Origin of the sequence: Salmonella sp. SJTUF15570 (assembly GCF_043357055.1) — a bacterium.
In the GTDB taxonomy this organism is placed as follows: domain Bacteria; phylum Pseudomonadota; class Gammaproteobacteria; order Enterobacterales; family Enterobacteriaceae; genus Salmonella; species Salmonella enterica.
The window spans coordinates 43,899-64,053 of the sequence record NZ_JBEUKJ010000003.1; the positions used below are offsets into that span (position 1 = coordinate 43,899).

Annotated in this window: 20 protein-coding genes and 1 other annotated feature; of the genes, 10 read left to right on the plus strand and 10 right to left on the minus strand. The window is 51.4% G+C overall.

Annotation, left to right across the window (positions count from 1 at the left end; all coding sequences use genetic code 11):
* Window positions 1–43: 43 nt before the first annotated feature.
* Window positions 44–1,183 (minus strand): molecular chaperone DnaJ, encoded by a 1,140-nt coding sequence (gene dnaJ / locus ABVN44_RS06545; RefSeq protein ID WP_001119009.1) that lies wholly within the window; start codon window positions 1,181–1,183, stop codon window positions 44–46.
* Window positions 1,184–1,268: 85 nt separating this feature from the next.
* On the minus strand, window positions 1,269–3,185 hold the full coding sequence (gene dnaK, locus ABVN44_RS06550; RefSeq protein ID WP_000516125.1) for a molecular chaperone DnaK: 1,917 nt from the start codon (window positions 3,183–3,185) through the stop codon (window positions 1,269–1,271).
* Between the two features lie 348 nt (window positions 3,186–3,533).
* On the opposite strand from dnaK, the gene ABVN44_RS06555 reads away from it, so the two are divergent.
* The 3 genes from ABVN44_RS06555 (at window position 3,534) to satP (ending at window position 5,403) form a co-directional block, all read left to right on the plus strand.
* On the plus strand, window positions 3,534–3,938 hold the full coding sequence (locus tag ABVN44_RS06555) for a DUF2541 family protein (protein ID WP_001258086.1): 405 nt from the start codon (window positions 3,534–3,536) through the stop codon (window positions 3,936–3,938).
* A gap of 35 nt (window positions 3,939–3,973) precedes the next feature.
* On the plus strand, window positions 3,974–4,687 hold the full coding sequence (gene msyB / locus ABVN44_RS06560) for an acidic protein MsyB (protein ID WP_001103477.1): 714 nt from the start codon (window positions 3,974–3,976) through the stop codon (window positions 4,685–4,687).
* Window positions 4,688–4,836: 149 nt separating this feature from the next.
* The gene (gene satP, locus ABVN44_RS06565; RefSeq protein ID WP_000528525.1) at window positions 4,837–5,403 is read left to right on the plus strand and encodes an acetate uptake transporter; all 567 of its coding nucleotides are present in this window, start codon (window positions 4,837–4,839) and stop codon (window positions 5,401–5,403) included.
* A 56-nt stretch (window positions 5,404–5,459) separates the two neighbouring features.
* On the opposite strand, the gene mog is transcribed toward satP, so the two are convergent.
* Window positions 5,460–6,050: a molybdopterin adenylyltransferase gene (mog, locus tag ABVN44_RS06570; RefSeq protein ID WP_000380373.1), complete on the minus strand. Its 591-nt coding sequence runs from the start codon at window positions 6,048–6,050 to the stop codon at window positions 5,460–5,462.
* Window positions 6,051–6,160: 110 nt separating this feature from the next.
* Entirely contained in the window at window positions 6,161–7,114 is a 954-nt protein-coding gene (tal, locus tag ABVN44_RS06575) for a transaldolase (protein ID WP_000130175.1), read from the minus strand.
* Between the two features lie 268 nt (window positions 7,115–7,382).
* On the opposite strand from tal, the gene ABVN44_RS06580 reads away from it, so the two are divergent.
* The gene (locus ABVN44_RS06580; protein ID WP_001113819.1) at window positions 7,383–8,813 is read left to right on the plus strand and encodes a sodium:alanine symporter family protein; all 1,431 of its coding nucleotides are present in this window, start codon (window positions 7,383–7,385) and stop codon (window positions 8,811–8,813) included.
* A 78-nt stretch (window positions 8,814–8,891) separates the two neighbouring features.
* Window positions 8,892–9,665, plus strand: a complete 774-nt coding sequence (gene yaaA, locus ABVN44_RS06585; RefSeq protein WP_000906175.1) for a peroxide stress protein YaaA — start codon at window positions 8,892–8,894, stop codon at window positions 9,663–9,665.
* Between the two features lie 93 nt (window positions 9,666–9,758).
* Here the strand turns inward: yaaA and thrC are convergent, their stop codons facing one another.
* The 6 genes from thrC to yjjY all read right to left on the minus strand — a co-directional run bounded on the left by thrC (window position 9,759) and on the right by yjjY (window position 16,029).
* Window positions 9,759–11,045 (minus strand): threonine synthase, encoded by a 1,287-nt coding sequence (thrC, locus tag ABVN44_RS06590; RefSeq protein ID WP_000781110.1) that lies wholly within the window; start codon window positions 11,043–11,045, stop codon window positions 9,759–9,761.
* A gap of 3 nt (window positions 11,046–11,048) precedes the next feature.
* Window positions 11,049–11,978: a homoserine kinase gene (gene thrB / locus ABVN44_RS06595; protein WP_000241685.1), complete on the minus strand. Its 930-nt coding sequence runs from the start codon at window positions 11,976–11,978 to the stop codon at window positions 11,049–11,051.
* A gap of 1 nt (window position 11,979) precedes the next feature.
* Complete coding sequence (thrA, locus tag ABVN44_RS06600) at window positions 11,980–14,442, minus strand: bifunctional aspartate kinase/homoserine dehydrogenase I (protein WP_023232158.1); 2,463 nt, start codon at window positions 14,440–14,442, stop codon at window positions 11,980–11,982.
* A gap of 25 nt (window positions 14,443–14,467) precedes the next feature.
* Window positions 14,468–14,588, minus strand: a sequence feature (Thr leader region).
* Complete coding sequence (gene thrL, locus ABVN44_RS06605) at window positions 14,524–14,589, minus strand: thr operon leader peptide (RefSeq protein ID WP_001575544.1); 66 nt, start codon at window positions 14,587–14,589, stop codon at window positions 14,524–14,526. Its footprint overlaps the feature before it by 65 nt.
* 213 nt (window positions 14,590–14,802) lie before the next feature.
* Window positions 14,803–15,489 (minus strand): tRNA/rRNA methyltransferase, encoded by a 687-nt coding sequence (locus tag ABVN44_RS06610; RefSeq protein ID WP_023232159.1) that lies wholly within the window; start codon window positions 15,487–15,489, stop codon window positions 14,803–14,805.
* A 399-nt stretch (window positions 15,490–15,888) separates the two neighbouring features.
* Window positions 15,889–16,029, minus strand: coding sequence for a protein YjjY (yjjY, locus tag ABVN44_RS06615; protein WP_001541509.1), 141 nt, complete (start codon window positions 16,027–16,029; stop codon window positions 15,889–15,891).
* A gap of 95 nt (window positions 16,030–16,124) precedes the next feature.
* On the opposite strand from yjjY, the gene arcA reads away from it, so the two are divergent.
* The 5 genes from arcA (at window position 16,125) to sthA (ending at window position 20,116) form a co-directional block, all read left to right on the plus strand.
* Complete coding sequence (arcA, locus tag ABVN44_RS06620) at window positions 16,125–16,841, plus strand: two-component system response regulator ArcA (RefSeq protein WP_001194359.1); 717 nt, start codon at window positions 16,125–16,127, stop codon at window positions 16,839–16,841.
* Between the two features lie 266 nt (window positions 16,842–17,107).
* Window positions 17,108–17,422 carry a hypothetical protein gene (locus ABVN44_RS06625; RefSeq protein ID WP_000749515.1) on the plus strand — a complete coding sequence of 105 codons (315 nt, stop codon included), beginning with the start codon at window positions 17,108–17,110 and terminating at the stop codon, window positions 17,420–17,422.
* Window positions 17,423–17,806: 384 nt separating this feature from the next.
* Entirely contained in the window at window positions 17,807–18,478 is a 672-nt protein-coding gene (locus ABVN44_RS06630) for a winged helix-turn-helix transcriptional regulator (RefSeq protein WP_023232160.1), read from the plus strand.
* 338 nt (window positions 18,479–18,816) lie between these two features.
* Window positions 18,817–19,362 (plus strand): fimbrial protein, encoded by a 546-nt coding sequence (locus ABVN44_RS06635; RefSeq protein ID WP_023232161.1) that lies wholly within the window; start codon window positions 18,817–18,819, stop codon window positions 19,360–19,362.
* 70 nt (window positions 19,363–19,432) lie between these two features.
* Entirely contained in the window at window positions 19,433–20,116 is a 684-nt protein-coding gene (sthA, locus tag ABVN44_RS06640; RefSeq protein ID WP_000680522.1) for a fimbrial biogenesis chaperone SthA, read from the plus strand.
* The last annotated feature ends 39 nt before the right edge of the window (window positions 20,117–20,155 follow it).

Below are 20,155 nucleotides of genomic sequence, written 5' to 3' on the forward strand. Positions count from 1 at the left end.
CGGATATACACCCGGGCTGAAGAAAAATACAACGGGAAAAAGATTAGCGAGTCAAATCGTCAAAGAATTTTTTCACGCCGTCAAAGAAGCTTTTTGAACGCGGGCTGTTTTTCTCTCCCGTCGGGCCGCCAAAACTTTCCTGAAGATCTTTTAGCAATTGCTTCTGTTTTTCGCTCAGACCGACCGGCGTTTCAACCACCACACGGCACAGCAAATCGCCCTGCGCGCCACCACGTACGGACTTCACGCCTTTGCCGCGCATACGGAACAGCTTGCCCGTTTGTGTTTCGCTCGGTACTTTCAGCATCACGCGACCATCTAACGTCGGCACTTCAATTTCACCGCCCAGCGCCGCCATCGCAAAGTTGATCGGCACTTCGCAATAAAGATTATTGCCTTCGCGCTCGAAAATAGGGTGTTGTTTCACCTGGACCTGAACGTACAAGTCGCCTGCCGGTGCGCCATGCTCGCCCGCTTCGCCCTCGCCTGCCAGACGAATACGATCGCCGGTATCCACGCCCGCCGGGATTTTAACGGACAGAGTTTTACTCTTTTCAACACGCCCATGACCGTGACATTTATGGCACGGATCTTTGATCAGCGTACCGCGTCCCTGACAGTGTGGGCAGGTCTGCTGTACAGCAAAGAATCCCTGGCGCATCTGTACCTGACCAGAACCATGACAGGTCGGACAGGTTTGCGGTTGCGTGCCAGCTTTCGCGCCGCTGCCGTGGCAAACGTCGCACTCCTCCAGCGTCGGAATACGGATCTCTTTGGTCACGCCACGCACCGCTTCTTCCAGGGTGAGATCCATGTTATAACGCAAATCAGCACCACGCGCCGCACGTTGGCGACCACGCCCGCCGCCAAAGATATCGCCAAAAACGTCACCAAAGATATCACTGAAATCAGCGCCGCCATTAAAGCCGCCGCCAAATCCGCCGCCCATACCGCCTTGTTCAAACGCGGCGTGACCATACTGATCGTAGGCTGCGCGTTTTTGCGCATCGGTCAGCACTTCATAGGCTTCTTTAATCTCTTTAAATTTAGCTTCGGCCTCTTTATCACCCTGATTGCGGTCCGGATGATATTTCATGGCCAGGCGCTTATACGCCTTTTTGATTTCACGCTCTTCCGCTGTTTTGGAAACGCCTAAAATCTCGTAGTAATCTCTTTTCGCCATCTCTTTTTATCTGCCCTTAACATGCATGCACGGGCGGAGAGGAAACCTCTTCGCCCGTGCCAGTAATTACCCGTTCAAAGGGCGATTATTTTTTATCTTTTACTTCTTCAAACTCAGCGTCGACAACGTCGTCATCTTTCGCGTTGTTTGCAGAAGCGTCAGCGGAGCCAGCCTGCTGCTGCGCATGTTGCTGCTGAGCGATTTCCATCAGTTTCTGGGAAACCTGCGCCAGTTCCTGCATTTTCGCTTCGATAGCGGCTTTATCTTCGCCTTTCAGGGCAGTTTCCAGCGCGTTCAGGGCAGACTCGATAGCGGTTTTGTCATCAGCCGGCAGTTTATCGCCTGCTTCTTCAACCTGCTTACGGGTGCTGTGCAGCAGATGGTCGCCCTGGTTACGGGTCTGAACCAGCTCTTCGAACTTACGGTCGGATTCAGCGTTCGCTTCTGCATCGCGAACCATTTTCTGAATTTCTTCCTCGTTCAGACCAGAAGACGCCTTGATAGTGATCTTCTGCTCTTTACCGCTGTTTTTATCTTTCGCGGAGACGTGCAGGATACCGTCAGCATCGATATCGAAGGTGACTTCGATCTGCGGCATACCGCGCGGCGCCGGGTTGATGCCATCCAGGTTGAACTGACCCAGAGATTTGTTATCAGACGCACGTTTACGCTCACCCTGCAGCACATGGATGGTTACCGCAGACTGGTTGTCTTCCGCAGTAGAGAACACCTGGCTGTGCTTGGTCGGGATGGTGGTGTTTTTGGTGATAAGCGGAGTCATCACGCCACCCATCGTTTCGATACCCAGAGACAGCGGGGTAACGTCCAGCAGCAGTACGTCTTTCACATCACCGGTCAATACGCCGCCCTGTACCGCTGCGCCGATAGCCACAGCTTCGTCCGGGTTAACGTCTTTACGCGGCTCTTTACCAAAGAACTCAGCCACTTTTTTCTGCACCATTGGCATACGGGTCTGACCGCCGACGAGGATCACGTCGTTGATATCAGACACGGACAGGCCAGCGTCCTGCAGTGCGACTTTCAGCGGCTCGATAGAACGGTTCACCAGATCTTCAACCAGGCTTTCCAGTTTCGCACGAGTCACTTTAATGTTCATGTGTTTCGGACCGGTGGCATCTGCGGTAATGTACGGCAGGTTCACGTCGGTCTGCTGCGCAGAAGACAGCTCGATTTTGGCTTTTTCTGCGGCTTCTTTCAGGCGCTGCATGGCCAGCGGATCGTTACGCAGGTCAATGCCCTGATCTTTCTTAAACTCGTCAACGAGGTAGTTGATCAGGCGGGTATCGAAGTCTTCACCACCCAGGTGGGTATCACCGTTGGTTGCCAGAACTTCAAAGGTTTTTTCGCCATCAACTTCGTCGATTTCGATAATAGAGATATCGAAAGTACCACCACCGAGGTCGTAAACCGCGATAGTACGGTTGCCGACTTCTTTATCCAGACCGTAAGCCAGCGCTGCGGCAGTCGGTTCGTTGATGATACGTTTAACTTCCAGCCCCGCGATACGACCAGCATCTTTGGTAGCCTGACGCTGCGCATCGTTAAAGTAAGCCGGTACGGTGATAACCGCTTCAGTTACCGGTTCGCCCAGATAATCTTCAGCCGTTTTCTTCATTTTCTTCAGCACTTCGGCAGAAATCTGCGGCGGCGCCATTTTCTGACCTTTCACATCAAGCCATGCGTCGCCGTTGTCGGCGCCGATGATTTTGTACGGCATGATAGAAACGTCACGTTGAACTTCTTCGTCCTGGAAGCGGCGGCCAATCAGGCGTTTAATCGCAAACAGGGTGTTTTGCGGGTTTGTCACTGCCTGACGTTTAGCCGGCTGACCAACCAGAGTTTCACCATCCTGGGTATAAGCAATGATAGAAGGCGTAGTGCGATCGCCCTCGGCGTTCTCCAGCACGCGTGCCTGCGTTCCATCCATAATCGCTACACAAGAGTTGGTAGTACCCAGGTCGATACCAATAATTTTACCCATCTAAACGTCTCCACTAAAAATTCGGTCATCATGTGGTTGTGAATCTGTAATAAGGGCGAAACGTGCGGTTTCAACTACCCTGAATCGTTTTTTTTCAGACTCACCACTGCGGTTGACTACAAGATGGGGTCGTAACCCACGTCATCAAGGGGGAGATGAAAAAATTTTTTAGTGACGAGAGGGCGCGATGGAAAACCAGGCAAACAAACATTCATGAAATAAATTAAACAACGAATACTATTCACAGAAAAATTGTAATAAAAAGAAAAGATTACAAAACTGAATCGTTGCCATGAGCAGAGTATGATAGACGGTAATTGCTTATTGAACCCGTCAAAGAGAAATTCCATGCGATCTGTGTTAACGATTTCCGCCGGCCTGCTTTTCGGCCTGGCGTTAAGTAGCGTCGCGCACGCGAACGACCATAAAATACTGGGTGTTATTGCCATGCCCAGAAATGAAACGAACGATCTCACGCTGAAAATTCCCGTCTGCCGCATCGTGAAGCGCATTCAACTCACGGCGGATCACGGCGACATCGAACTTAGCGGCGCATCCGTCTATTTTAAAACTGCGCGTAGCGCCAGCCAAAGCCTGAACGTCCCTTCCTCAATCAAAGAGGGCCAGACGACAGGCTGGATCAATATTAATAGCGATAACGACAACAAACGCTGCGTATCAAAGATTACCTTCTCAGGCCATACGGTAAATTCTTCCGATATGGCGAGACTTAAAGTCATTGGCGACGATTAATCGCTGTTATTTCTATTCCAAAAGCCAGACTGAAAATGAACGTCACCTATTTACACGACGAGGATTTAGACTTTCTTCAGCATTGTAGCGAAGAACAACTCGCCGATTTCGCCCGTTTGCTGACGCATAACGAAAAGGGCAAGGCTCGCTTGTCGAGCGTCCTTAGTCATAACGAGCTGTTCAAAGCGATGGAAGGTCACCCGGAGCAACACCGCCGTAACTGGCAGCTCATTGCCGGCGAGTTTCAGCATTACGGCGGCGACAGTATCGCCAACAAATTGCGCGGACACGGAAAACAGTACCGCGCGATTCTGCTGGATGTCGCAAAACGGCTAAAACTCAAAGCAGATAAAAGCATGTCGACGTTTGAAATAGAACAGCAACTGCTGGAGCATTTTTTACGTCATACCTGGCAGAAGATGGACGCGGCGCATAAGCAGGAATTTCTGCAAGCCGTAGACGCCAAAGTTTCTGAACTGGAAGAACTGCTGCCGCTGCTCATGAAAGATCGCAGTCTGGCAAAAGGGGTCTCCCACCTGCTTTCCACCCAGCTTACCCGCATTTTGCGTACCCATGCCGCAATGAGCATCCTGGGCCACGGATTGCTGCGCGGCGCAGGTCTTGGCGGCCCGGTCGGCGCGGCGTTAAACGGCGTCAAAGCGATGAGCGGCAGCGCGTATCGCGTGACTATTCCGGCGGTGTTGCAAATAGCCTGCCTGCGACGAATGATGGCAGCCGTTCAGGCGTGAATGCCCTCACAGGGGGAAATATTTTCTTTTCCCCCTTATTAGATCATAGACAGTCCTCTTCCCCCTGATTATTATGCCGCGCCCCGAATACGGAACTCGTTATTCTGGGAAACTATTTCACCATTCAATTATGATGATTTTGAGGAATTATGGGCAACACTAAGTTGGCTAATCCGGCACCGCTGGGCCTGATGGGCTTCGGCATGACCACCATTCTGCTTAACCTGCACAATGCCGGTTTTTTCGCCCTGGACGGTATTATTCTGGCGATGGGGATTTTCTACGGCGGTATCGCGCAAATTTTTGCCGGTCTGCTGGAGTATAAAAAAGGCAATACCTTTGGTTTAACGGCCTTTACCTCTTACGGTTCGTTCTGGCTGACGCTGGTCGCTATCCTGCTGATGCCGAAAATGGGCCTGACGGATGCGCCTGACGCTCAGCTACTCGGCGCTTATTTAGGTCTGTGGGGCGTGTTCACGCTGTTTATGTTCTTCGGTACGCTGAAAGCCGCCCGCGCGCTGCAATTTGTTTTCCTGAGCCTGACCGTACTGTTCGCTCTGCTGGCGGTCGGCAATATCACCGGTAACGAAGCCATTATCCATATCGCAGGCTGGGTTGGTCTGGTTTGCGGCGCCAGCGCTATTTATCTGGCGATGGGTGAAGTGCTAAACGAGCAATTTGGCCGCACTATTCTGCCAATCGGCGAGGCGCACTAAATCTCTTTTATTCCTCCCGCACCGGGAGGAATAACCCTACTATCAGTCTCTTCCGGTCAGGATGACATATTCTCACGTCTGGCGCTCTTCGGACGGAAAGCGGCAACCACTTCCGGCGCGGTTTCGACATACGGCCCGTCAAGCAGCTGTATACAATACGGCACGCTCGCAAAAATGCCCGGCACGCTAACGCTGCCATCGTCCGCTTTTACGCCTTCCAGCGTTTCTTTGATCGATTTTGGCTGTCCAGGCAGATTAAGAATTAACGCCTGTTTACGGATAACGCCCACCTGGCGGGAAAGAATGGCGGTCGGCACAAAGCGCAGGCTGATCTGGCGCATCTGTTCGCCAAAACCTGGCATTTCACGGTCGGCGATGGCAAGGGTCGCGTCCGGCGTGACGTCGCGACGCGCCGGACCGGTACCGCCAGTGGTCAGCACCAGATGACAGCTCATCTCATCGACCAGTTCACACAACGTTTGCTCGATAATTTCCTGTTCATCAGGAATTAAGCGCCGTTGGACCTCGAAAGGCGTGGTCAGCGCAGAAGCGAGCCACTCCTCAAGCGCAGGAATGCCTTTATCCTGGTAAACGCCGCTGGAAGCGCGGTCGGAGATAGAAACTAAGCCAATACGTAAGGTATCCATAATTATTCCGTTTAAACAGTCTCGTTAAACAGAATGATACACTGCGAAAGGAAGGACAGACAGGTTTCAGAAGAGGTAGCGTGACCCATATCAGGGCCACGCGTTAATGATTACAGCAGATCGCCGATCATTTTTTCCAGTTTTTCCTGGTCTACCGCAAACTTACGGATACCATCCGCCAGTTTGTCAACCGCCATGGGGTCCTGGTGATGCTGCCACAGGAACTCGGCTTCGGTAATGCGTTCCGGACGCGCTTTGACTTCGCCGGAGAAAGAGAGCTTACGCTCAATCGCCCCTTCGCTTTCCGCCAGTTCTTTCAGCAATGCCGGTGCGATAGTCAGGCGGTCGCAGCCCGCCAGCTCCAGAATTTCGCCTACGTTACGGAAGCTTGCGCCCATAACGACGGTTTCGTAACCATGCTGTTTGTAGTACTCGTAGATTTCCGTTACGGAAACCACGCCCGGATCTTCAGCTGGCGCATAGTCTTTCTTGTCGGTATTGGCTTTATACCAGTCAAGAATACGACCTACGAACGGCGAGATCAGGTAGACGCCCGCTTCGGCGCACGCACGCGCCTGCGCGAAGGAGAACAGCAGCGTCAGGTTACAGTTGATGCCTTCTTTTTCCAGCTGTTCGGCTGCACGAATGCCCTGCCAGGTGGACGCCAGCTTGATCAGGATACGATCGTTGCTGATACCCGCATCATTGTAGAGTTTAATGATACGTTTTGCTTTGGCGATAGACGCTTCAGTGTCATAAGACAGACGCGCGTCAACTTCGGTAGAAATACGCCCCGGCACCAGCTTCAGGATTTCCAGGCCAATATTCACCGCCAGCTTATCGGTCGCGTCAACAACCTGCTGCGCGCGGTCGCTGCTCTGCTGTTTCGCCCAGGCGACAGCATCGTCAATCAGCTTACGATATTCCGGGATTTGCGCTGCGTTAAGAATGAGAGAAGGGTTAGTTGTAGCATCCTGCGGCTGGTACAGCTTCATTGCCGCGATATCTCCGGTATCAGCCACTACGGTGGTGAACTGACGAAGGGAGGTCAATTTGTCCGTCATGATAGAGTTTCTCTTTAAACAGCTTGTTAGGGGATGTAACCGGTCTACCCTGATGATAACACGACGCACTCACAGCGCAACCGCCTACATGCACCTGGCTGCCCTTGTGCACTGTTTGCGTATCTGCCGACGGTTGATGCGCAATTAAAGGATACCGCCGTATTTATGGTAAACTGCCGTTAATATTAGTCTGACAAGGTCATCTACATCATGGGTCACGCTTATACAGGATCATCAAAGCGTGACGGCATCAACAAGAGGGACGTTAATGCCTGAGTTTTTCAGTTTTATTAACGAAATACTCTGGGGCTCGGTAATGATTTACCTGCTGCTCGGCGCAGGATGTTGGTTTACCTGGCGTACCGGATTCATTCAATTTCGTTATATTCGCCAATTTAGCCGCAGTCTGAAAGGCAGCCTTAGCCCGCAGCCAGGCGGCCTGACGTCATTTCAGGCGCTGTGTACCAGCCTCGCGGCGCGGATTGGCAGCGGTAATCTGGCCGGCGTGGCGCTGGCTATCGCCGCAGGCGGTCCCGGCGCGGTATTCTGGATGTGGGTCTCGGCCATCATTGGCATGGCGACCTCCTTCGCCGAGTGTTCGCTTGCCCAGCTTTATAAAGAACGTGACCCGACAGGCCAGTTCCGCGGCGGCCCGGCGTGGTATATGGCGCGTGGGCTGGGAATGCGCTGGATGGGCGTGGTTTTCGCCCTCTTTCTGCTCGTCGCCTACGGGTTGATTTTTAATAGCGTGCAGGCGAATGCCGTCTCACGCGCGCTCCATTTCGCCTTCAACATTCCGCCGCTTATCTCCGGCATTGCTCTGGCGTTCTGTGCCCTGTTAATTATCATTCGCGGCATAAAAGGCGTCGCCCGCCTGATGCAATGGCTGATTCCCCTCATCGCGTTATTGTGGGTCGCCGGCAGCGTGTTCATTTGCCTCTGGCATATTGAGCAAATGCCTGGCGTTATCGCCTCGATAGTCAAAAGCGCATTTGGCTGGCAGGAAGCCGCGGCAGGCGCAGCCGGATATACGCTCACTCAGGCTATTACCAGCGGTTTTCAGCGTGGGATGTTCTCTAATGAAGCGGGAATGGGGTCAACGCCTAATGCGGCCGCAGCGGCAACGTCGTATCCCCCTCACCCTGTCGCGCAGGGGATTGTGCAAATGATTGGCGTATTCAGCGACACCATTATCATCTGTACCGCCAGCGCGATGATTATCCTGCTGGCGGGGAATCACGCGTCCCACTCGTCAACAGAAGGCATTCAGCTTCTCCAACATGCAATGGTTTCGTTGACCGGTGAATGGGGCGCCAGTTTTGTCGCGCTTATCGTCATTCTGTTCGCGTTCAGTTCTATCGTCGCCAACTATATTTACGCCGAGAACAATCTGTTTTTTCTGCGGTTACATAACGCAAAGGCCATCTGGCTATTACGCCTTGCGACGCTTGGCATGGTTATCGCCGGTACGCTTATCAGTTTTCCGCTGATATGGCAGCTCGCTGACATGATCATGGCCTGTATGGCCATTACCAATCTGACGGCGATTTTGTTGCTCTCACCGGTGGTGTATACCCTCGCCAGCGATTATCTGCGACAACGGAAACTGGGCGTAAGACCGCAGTTCGATCCGCGGCGCTTCCCGGATATCGAACCACAACTGGCGCCAGATACCTGGGATGCGGCATCGCGCGATTAAGCCGACAATCGCAACCATCGGTCAACTCTGCGGCGTTTTTTTGCTAAAGTCGCAGAAAATTCCCTGCAAGGACTGAATATGCTGATTCTGATTTCACCTGCAAAAACGCTTGATTATCAAAGCCCGCTGGCCACGACCCGCTATACCCAGCCGGAGCTGTTGGATCACAGCCAGCAGCTTATTCAACAGGCCCGCCAGCTTTCGGCGCCGCAAATTTCCAGGCTGATGGGAATTAGCGACAAACTGGCGGATCTCAACGCCACGCGTTTTCATGACTGGCAGCCTCATTTTACGCCGGATAATGCACGCCAGGCGATTCTGGCGTTCAAAGGCGATGTTTATACCGGTCTACAGGCGGAAACGTTCAACGACGCGGATTTTGATTTTGCTCAACAGCATCTGCGTATGCTCTCTGGCTTGTATGGCGTATTGCGCCCGCTGGATTTAATGCAGCCTTATCGTCTGGAGATGGGGATTCGCCTGGAGAATCCGCGCGGCAAAGATCTTTATCAATTCTGGGGCGATATCATTACCGATAAGCTCAACGAAGCGCTTGAGGCGCAGGGCGATCGGGTGGTGGTGAATCTGGCCTCCGAGGAATATTTTAAATCGGTGAAGCCGAAGAAACTGAATGCCGAACTGATTAAGCCCGTGTTCCTTGATGAGAAAAACGGCAAGTTTAAGGTGGTAAGCTTCTACGCCAAAAAAGCGCGCGGACTGATGAGCCGTTTTATTATTGAAAACCGCTTAACGAAGCCGGAACAGCTCACCGCGTTTGACCGTGAAGGGTATTTCTTTGATGAAGAAACCTCCACACAAGACGAGCTGGTCTTTAAACGCTACGAGCAGTAACGACATCGCCGGATGGCGGTTACGCCTTATCCGGCCTACAAATCGACACCACCCCATAGGCCCGGTAAGCGACAGCGCCACCGGGCGCAATGGTTACTGGCGGGTCATCATCAGCTTACGCAGGGCGGCAAAATCCGCAGGCAGATGATGTGAAAGCAGCGGCAGATCGGCGCGTTCGGCGAGCGCTTCAGGCAAGGCCAGAGTTTCTCCCAGAATGGACTCCACGCTCTCTTTAAACTTCGCCGGATGCGCCGTTCCGAGAAACAAGCCATACTCGCCAGGGTTTAACTGGTCGCGTAATGCCCGATACGCTACCGCCGCATGAGGTTCCGAGATATAACCTTTCGCTTTCAGCTCGCGCATCGTCTGCTGTGTCGTAGTGTCATCCACCGCCGCATAGCCCAGCTCAGTCAGACGCCAGATTTTACGGCGGAATAGCTCCTCCACACGCGGCCAGTTATTCGGCTGGCTGACATCCATCGCATTCGACAGGGTCGCCTGCGTCGCTTTCGGCGCCCACTTTCCGTCATGCAGAAAACGCGGCACCGTGTCGTTGACGTTGGTGGCGGCGATAAAACGTTTCACCGGTAGGCCTAACGACTTCGCCAGCAGTCCTGCCGTCAAATCGCCAAAGTTGCCGCTGGGTACGGAGATTACCAGTTGGTTACGCGCCCCCTGCGGCAGTTGCGCCACGGCTTCAAAGTAGTAGCAAATTTGCGCCAACAGGCGGCTGATATTAATCGAATTAGCCGAATTCAGCCCCAGCGCCGTTTTCAGTTCTTCGTCATCAAATGCCTGTTTCACCAGCGCCTGGCAAGCGTCGAAATCGCCGTCGATCGCCACGGTTTCAATGTTGCCGCCCAGCGTACAGAACAGTTTTTCCTGCAACGGACTGATCTTACCGCGCGGGTAGAGAATGACGACCCGCACATTTTCCAGGCCATAGAACGCGTGAGCCACCGCCGCACCGGTATCGCCTGACGTTGCGGTCAGAATCGTCACCGGTTTGTCGCCGCTGATATGCGTCAGCATTTGCGCCATAAAACGCCCGCCGAAGTCTTTAAAGGCCAGCGTCGGACCATGGAACAGCTCCAGGCAGCCGACATCGCTTTCTACCTGCGCTACCGGCGCCGGGAACGCAAACGCCGCGCGGACGCGCTCTTCCAGAATTTGCTGCGGTATTTCATCGCCAATAAATGCCGAGAGGATCTTTGCGCTACGGCTGACAAAGTCCTGGTTGAGCATCTCATCAATTTCCGTCAGGCTAAACTCCGGCAGTTCGTGCGGAAAAAAAAGTCCCTGCTGTTTGCCCAGTCCTTGCGTGACGGCCTGCGCAAAGCTGACCTGCTCATTATGGTCTTTCAGATTATAGAGTTTCATTGATTATCCCACTACTCGTGCGCCCGCCGTATCCAGCCGGCAAATATGAACGAAGCCTTCCTGATTTTGCAGATAATGTTTGCTCAGCCAGTCCGCGACGCGCTGCGCCGTCTCCGGTTTATCGCATAGCGCAAACAGCGTCGGCCCCGATCCTGAAATCCCGCTCGCCAGCGCGCCGATCTCCGACACCGCCTGCCGCGCCTGGCTAAAGCCCGGCAGTAAACGCGCGCGGTATGGTTCGGCAATAACATCTTTCATCAGCGCGGCGGCAAGCTGCGGCTGCCGCGAGTAACAGGCGTGAATAAAACCGGCCAGATGCCGTCCATGCGCAATGCAATCCTGACGGCGATACTGCGCAGGCAAAATGGCCCGTGCTTCTGCGGTAGAAACTTTAATGCCCGGATAAGCCAGTACCCATAGCCACTCATCAAAGCCCGGCACCTGCTGACTAATAATGCCGTTTTCTTCAATCATCAACTGCATACCGCCAAGAAAGCACGGCGCGACGTTATCGTAATGGATGCTGCCGGAGATACGGCCTTCCAGCTCGCCCATCAGCGCCAACAGACGCGTGTCGTTTAACGGTTTGCCGCAGTGCTCATTCATCGCGACCAGCGCGGCGACGACGGAACAGGCGCTGGACCCTAACCCGGAACCAATCGGCATATTTTTTTCCAGCGTCATCGCCACCGGGATGGTTTTCCCCAATGCCTGGCAAAAACGTTCCCAGCACTGATAAACAATATTTTCACGCGGCTCCGGCGGCAGTTTATCGGCAAATCGCCCCAGGTTATGCAGACGGAAATGGTCCGCTGCTTCAACGGATACCACATCGCCCAGCAACGTGCCGTCAACGGGTGTGACGGCTGCGCCCAACACGTCGAAACCGACGCTCATGTTCGCGCTGGAAGCCGGGGCATACACTTTCACCATGTTAAACTCCTAACTTCCATGAGAGGGTCCGTAACAGATCGGCAAACACGCCCGCCGCCGTCACATCATTGCCTGCGCCGTAGCCGCGCAGCACCAACGGCAAGGGCTGATAATAGTGGCTGTAGAACGCCAGCGCGTTTTCACCGTTTTTCACTTTGAAGAGCGGATCGTTACCATCAACTTCGGCAATCTTCACGCGGCACACGCCATCCTCTTCGATATTGCCCACATAGCGCAATACCTTACCTTCATCACGAGCTTTAGCCACACGGGCGGCAAACGCGTCGTCAAGCTGCGGCAGATGCGCCATAAAGGCGGTCACATCGCCGGAGGCGTCAAACTCGTCCGGCAACACCGGTTCAATCACGATATCGGAAAGCTCCAGCTCGCGGCCCGTCTCGCGGGCGAGGATCAACAGTTTACGCGCCACATCCATACCGGAAAGATCGTCGCGCGGATCGGGTTCGGTATAGCCCATCTCGCGCGCCAGGGCGGTCGCCTGTGAGAGACTCATCCCCTCATCCAGTTTACCGAAAATAAAAGAGAGCGACCCGGAAAGAATGCCGGAAAATTTTTGCAGTTCATCACCCGCATTCAGCAGGTTTTGCAGGTTTTCGATTACCGGCAAACCGGCGCCGACGTTGGTGTCATACAAGAATTTGCGCCGTGATTGCGCGGCGGCGAAACGTAGCTGATGGTAGTAGTCCATCGACGAGGTGTTCGCTTTCTTGTTTGGCGTCACCACATGGAACCCTTCACGCAGGAAGTCGGCATACTGGTCGGCCACCGCCTGACTGGAGGTACAATCAACAATCACCGGATTGAGTAGATGATATTCTTTCACCAGGCGAATTAAGCGTCCCAGATTGAACGGCGCGTTCGCTTGCGCCAGTTCCGCCTGCCAGTTGTCCAGATTCAGGCCATGCACATTGGTTAGCAACGCCTTTGAGTTCGCCACGCCGCACACGCGTAGATCGATGTGCTTGTTCTTCAGCCAGGTTTGCTGACGTTTAAGCTGTTCCAGTAGCGCGCCGCCGACGCCGCCGACGCCAATGACAAACACTTCAATCACCTGATCGGTATTGAACAGCATCTGGTGCGTTACCCGCACGCCGGTGGTGGCATCGTCGTTATTCACCACTACAGAAATGGAACGCTCAGAAGATCCCTGAGCGATCGCCACGATATTGATATTAGCCCGCGCCAGCGCGGCGAAGAATTTCGCTGAAATGCCGCGTAGCGTGCGCATACCGTCGCCGACAACAGAGATAATCGCCAACCGCTCAGTAACCGCCAGCGGCTCCAGCAGCCCCTCTTTCAGCTCCAGATAGAACTCATCCTGCATCGCACGGCGGGCACGCGCGCAGTCACTCTGCGGCACACAGAAGCTGATGCTGTACTCAGAGGAGGACTGGGTAATGAGCACCACCGAGATCCCGGCGCGAGACATGGCGGCGAAAACACGCGCCGCCATCCCAATCATCCCTTTCATTCCAGGGCCGGAGACGCTAAACATCGCCATGTTGTTAAGGTTAGAGATCCCTTTGACCGGCAGATTATCATCGTCGCTGGACGCGCCGATCAGCGTTCCTGGCGCCTGCGGATTACCGGTATTTTTAATCAGACAGGGGATCTGGAACTGGGCGATGGGCGTAATGGTGCGAGGGTGAAGAACTTTGGCGCCGAAGTAAGAGAGTTCCATCGCTTCCTGGTAGGACATCGATTTCAGCAGCCTGGCGTCCGGCACCTGGCGCGGGTCACAGGTATACACGCCATCGACGTCAGTCCAGATTTCACAGCAGTCAGCGCGTAAACAGGCGGCCAGCACGGCGGCGGAATAGTCGGAACCATTACGGCCCAGCACCACCAGTTCACCCTTTTCATTACCGGCGGTAAAGCCCGCCATCAGGATCATGTGATCGGCCGGGATCTGGCTGGCGGCGATACGGCGAGTCGATTCCGCGATATCGACGGTAGATTCAAGGTAATGGCCCACCGCCAGCAATTTTTCTACCGGATCGATCACCGTGACGCGATGTCCACGCGCCTCCAGGAGTCCCGCCATAATCGCGATCGACATTTTTTCGCCACGGCAAATCAGCGCGGCGTTGATGCTGTCCGGGCACTGACCCAGCAGGCTGATACCATGCAAAACATGTTTGATCTGAGCGAATTCTTGTTCGACAACCATTTTCAACCGTGCAAGCGGGAATCCCGGCTGCGCGCTGGCAAGTCCTGCGAGCAGGTCAGAAAAAATACGTTCGGCATCGCTGATATTCGGCAAAGCATCCTGACCGCCGATAGTTTTTTCAATCATCGCCACCAGATGGTTGGTAATTTTCGCGGGGGCGGAAAGTACGGTCGCTACCTGCCCTTGCCTGGCATTGCTTTCCAGAATATCGGCAACACGCAGAAAACGTTCTGCATTTGCCACTGATGTACCGCCGAACTTCAACACTCGCATGGTTGTTACCTCGTGATCTCTGGTCGAAAAAAAAGCCCGCACTGTTCAGGTGCGGGCTTTTTTCTGTGTTTCCTGTACGCGTCAGCCCGCACCGTTACCTGTGGTAATGGTGATGGTGGTAATGGTGGTGGTGCTGATGCGGTTCATGGATGTTGTGTACTCTGTCATTTTTATTTGTCTGTCTTGTATTCCTATATTGGTTAAAGTATCTGCCCGCCTAAGTCAATAAATTTTTAAATTGATCACATTCCGAAACTTGTTCATGTGCTGCTGGCGATATATTTATTTTCAACCAATTCCCCCTGTTATGATCTCTTGCAACCAGACGTAATCTCTTATTATTTTAAAAATTACAGCACGTTATTTTGTTAGTTTTTTTTCAATATCATGGACCAAACGGTGCAACATTACCGTATCTCGCTGTCCCAGCAGGCCGATTCGCTGTTGTAGCCAGTCGGTTAATTTGTGGTCATCGGCCGCCTCCAGAGTCGTTAGCAGGCGTAAAAGGCGCGCGCGTAACGCCTGTAACTGCGATTCATCAGCAATATCAACGGATTCAGTGGTCTGTTGCATTAAACCTGCTAATTGATAGCAATACACCATGACCGCCTGACCCAGATTGAGCGAAGGGTAATCCGCCACCATCGGCACGCCGGTCAATACATCCGCCAGCGCCAGCTCGTCATTGGTCAAACCGGAATCCTCACGGCCAAAAACCAGCGCAGCATGACGCATCCAGCGTGATTTTTCCTGTAATAAGGGAACCAGTTCAGCGGGCGAAGCGTAGTAATGAAATTTTGCCCGGCTGCGGGCTGTCGTCGCGACGGTAAAATCCACATCGTGGAGCGCGTCGACAAGGGTGTGGAAAACCTCAATATTATCAATAATATCTCCAGATCCATGTGCGACCCAACGGGTGGCGGGCTCCAGGTGCGCCTGGCTGTCGACAATACGCAGGTCAGTAAATCCCATGGTCTTCATAGCCCGGGCGGCTGCGCCGATATTTTCCGCTCTGGCGGGAGCGACAAGAACGATTGTTACACGCATTTCATTACTCTTTTTGACTAATTTACAGGAAATTAGCTGGCGTTTGTAAGCATATTACGCTTCGCAAATTTACAAAATTTTAACGGATATCACTGAAAAAGCATTTTTGATTTCGTAAAAGACGCTACACTATTGCGTATCTGTACTATTGCTGTTTATGTTAACAGAACATCGTTATCCTGCTGTTTATTTAGGATAATTTAATTTAAAATAGATCCTGTTCTTTGGATTCATCACATTTATTAGTTGGCTTACGTAACTAGTTGGAATATTGCAAATTTGTGATGAAAGCTAGCATTTAGCTACGATGATTTCATCAAACTGTTAACGTGCTACAATTGAACTTGATATATGTCAACGAAGCGTAGTTTTATTAGGTGTCCGGTACGTCTTAGCCTGTTATGTTGCTGTTAAAATGGTTAGGATGACAGCCGTTTTTGACACTGTCGGGTCCAGAGGGAAAGTACCCACGACCAAGCTAATGATGTTGTTGACGTTGATGGAAAGTGCATCAAGAACGCAATTACGTACTTTAGTCATGTTACGCCGATCATGTTAATTTGCGACATGCATCAGGCAGGTCAGGGACTTTTGTACTTCCTGTTTCGATTTAGTTGGCAATTTAGGTAGCAAACATGCAGACCCCGCACATTCTTATCGTTGAAGACGAGTTGGTAACACGCAACACGTTGAAAAGTATTTTCGAAGCGGAAGGCTATGATGTATTCGAAGCGACAGATGGCGCGGAAATGCATCAGATCCTCTCTGAATATGACATCAACCTGGTGATCATGGATATCAATCTGCCAGGGAAAAACGGTCTCCTGTTAGCGCGTGAACTGCGTGAACAGGCTAACGTTGCGCTGATGTTCCTGACGGGCCGCGATAACGAAGTCGACAAAATTCTCGGCCTCGAAATCGGCGCGGATGATTACATCACCAAACCGTTTAACCCACGCGAATTGACCATCCGTGCCCGCAACCTGCTGTCCCGTACCATGAACCTGGGTACCGTCAGCGAAGAGCGTCGTAGCGTTGAAAGCTACAAGTTCAACGGTTGGGAACTGGATATCAACAGTCGTTCACTGATCGGCCCGGACGGCGAGCAGTATAAACTACCGCGCAGCGAGTTCCGCGCGATGCTTCACTTCTGCGAAAACCCTGGCAAAATTCAGTCACGCGCAGAGCTGTTGAAGAAAATGACCGGGCGCGAGCTGAAGCCGCATGACCGTACTGTTGACGTTACCATTCGTCGTATTCGTAAGCATTTCGAATCCACGCCGGATACGCCGGAAATCATCGCTACCATTCACGGCGAAGGTTATCGCTTCTGCGGCGACCTGCAGGATTAATTCGGTCCAGGCGCCAAACCGTAAAAACAGCCGGTAAGTTATTCTTACTGGCTGTTTCTTATGTCCCCCTTCCGCTAAGCGGCCTCGCTTTCCCTCCTGACCTGCCGTTATGACGTACTCTTTTACATAAAAATTGTCGTATAGCGCTGTTTATCTCAGCTTGCGAAAGTTAAGGTAGTTTGTGTATTTACATTAAAGAGTAATACACGGGATTTGTTAGTCCCCAAAAAATAAGGGGATGCTCACAGGACGTGAGGTTTCACAGGATGAAAAAATCACCATTATGCTGCTACCTGTTTTGTGCAGCGATGTCAGCTTCATCAGCCGCGCTGGCTGCTACCGCGCCGGTCTCCGCAGGCGTTATTCATTTCAAAGGACAGATTGTCGAATATGGTTGTAATCTTGCGCCTCACGATCGCAATATCGAGGTATCATGTTTGCGGAATAATATCCCCCATTTGCAGACAGTCGCCACACCGTCTGGAAACGCTATTTCGTTGATGAATGGAATCGCCACGGTACGACACGTGTCGTTAAAAGATCATCCGGAGATTCAAAGCCTGATCGTCCAGTACCGCTAACCGCTTATGGCTCCCGCCGGGAGGAGTTCCGGCAGGCGGCGATTGCGCTCAGTAAAACGCCGCCCGCCTGCATTTTGTACTTTTCTCTCATTCGCATCCTCCAACAGCGATGTTCATCGCTTCGCTATCCTGTACGCTCTACGCGCTCGTTAAGCACGGTACCTATGATAGCTGTCATAAAATGATTGCAAATAAAATCATCACATTTACTATGGTTAACCTTACAAACAGCGTTGTCGCTCATGCATTGATAAGGTGAATACATTGACTTAAATATTCTTGTTGGCTATTTTAATTTACTTAATTATAATTTTAAGTGAATATTAAATTTATGTTTACCTTTTAATAGTCAACCACTTTATCAGCCATAATAATGGGGAAGATATGAAGCAGTTAAACGGCGGGAATGTGTGTCGTCCCACAGGGAAAGAAAAAAACCTGCAAGCCATTTTAAATATTCATCGGCACGTTATTCAAAACATCTCCCCTGTCACTATTACGGCCGGTAAAACACTGGATATCAAGATTGATAATCAATCCCACATCCTGTTAATCACTAAAGGCGCTATTAAAGTATGTCGGCGTATCGACAGCATTGTAATGGGCTGCGGTGTCTCACCAATGATTTTAGGCCTTGTAGATGCCTATGCTGACTTATACCAGTTAGAAGAGAATTCAGACGTCTTTTTTATCGCCGAAACCACCTGTGAATATTATCCTGTCCCAGTAAAAGATTTTGTGGAAATAGCTGATGAAAAGCATCTCTGGCGTGACATTTCGAACATCCTGATGTACCGCATTGCTTTCATGACTAACCGTGACAGAAACCTTATCGGGCAGGACGCCTATAGCCAGATAAAAGCGCTGTTACTTGAACTGTGGTCGTATCCTGAAAGCTCACGATTTGAGATCAACGCACAGAACTTCATACAGCAGAGAACCGGGCTTTCACGCAGCCGTATCATGCAGGTACTTTCAGAACTAAAAGCGGGGGACTATATAAAAATACTGCATGGAAGACTGTTAGAGCTTCGAAACCTGCCGGTTTCATTTTAAACGGACAAGCGTCGTATATTCTTAAAAATAAAGCAATATAGAGTTAAATAAATCCTCCAGGAAATAATAATTATTATCAAAAAAGAGCTCTTGCTCTATAAATCCAGTCATCAACCATACTTCTTTAGTGGTATTTTATTAAACTTTGTTACCGAGTCCGAAACTGGACTGCCGTTCAATATTGCATCAGAATTTTTATTGAGTTCATAGTTGATATACGTAGAATAGCCGCCTGCTTATCTACAGAACAGAAAGAAGCGCATACAGAGTAAAATATAATATTTTATTTTATATAGCTATCTTTATTTTTCAGCGAATAGAATCAGGCAACAATTAATATGTTTAATAAGAAAATTATCATCCTGGCAATGTTAACTGCCGTAGCATCCACACCGGTATTTGCCCAGAACACGATTACGTTCAATGGCAAAATTTACGATCAGGCGTGTACGATTCAGGTTAATGGCTCCACGGATACCACCATTGATTTAGGTAATTACAGCAAAGAACGCATCGCGGAAAAAGGCGCCACAACCGATTACGTGCCGTTTACCGTAAGCCTGGTTAGCTGCCCGGAAGCAGGGACTGGCGTACCAACCCAGGCCATGTTCCGCTTCCACGGCGCAACGGATGATTCCAACCCAACGTACTTCAAAAACGCGGACGAAGGATCGGAAACGGGCGCCGCGGGTATCGGTATTTCTATTCAGAACGCTTCACATAGCGATGTGACAGATAACACGGATGATGCCGCAGTGAACCTGCCAACCGACGGCTCGAAAGCAGACTTTACCTATTACGCCGCCATGGCAAACGATGGTTCCGCAACCGTAACCGGTGGAGATGTTAGCACTCAGGTTACGTATACCGTTTCGTATCAGTAAGGCATTCTCATCCTGATGTGGACAGGCAGGATGCCAGTCCATAGCGTAAAACATCTTTACAGAGTAAAAAATGAAACACATAAAGAAATCCGTGTTGGTCGTATTACTGACAAGCCATGTTGCCCATGCCAGCATTGTTGTTGGCGGAACCCGACTGGTTTTCGACGGCAATAATGATGAGTCGTCAATCAATGTAGAGAATAAAGACAGCAAAGCGAATCTTGTTCAGTCATGGTTATCGGTTGCCGATCCCCAGGTCACAAATAAGCAGGCGTTTATTATCACCCCGCCTCTTTTTCGCCTTGATGCCGGGCAAAAGAACAGTATTCGGGTTATTCGCTCTGGCGCCCCCCTACCTGCAGATCGGGAGTCTATGTACTGGCTCAATATTAAGGGTATTCCTTCTATTGATGATAATGCCTCCGCGAACCGCGTGGAAATCTCCATTAATACCCAAATAAAGCTTATATATCGACCGCCAGCATTAACAAAATCAACGCCTGATAGCCAGAGCCAACAATTAAAATGGCAGACGGCAGGTGATGTTATTACCGTAAATAACCCCACTCCCTATTATATGAACTTTGCCAGTGTGACGCTTAACAGCCATGAAGTGAAATCAGCGACCTTCGTTCCGCCAAAATCATCAGCGTCATTTAAATTGGGTTCTACTGCCGCCCCTCATGGCACGGTAACGTGGCGATTAATCAGCGATTATGGGATGAGTTTAGAGCCGCATTCCGGTTCATTCTAGCCATTAACGACTTCATTTTACTTTTACCCTTTCAGGACT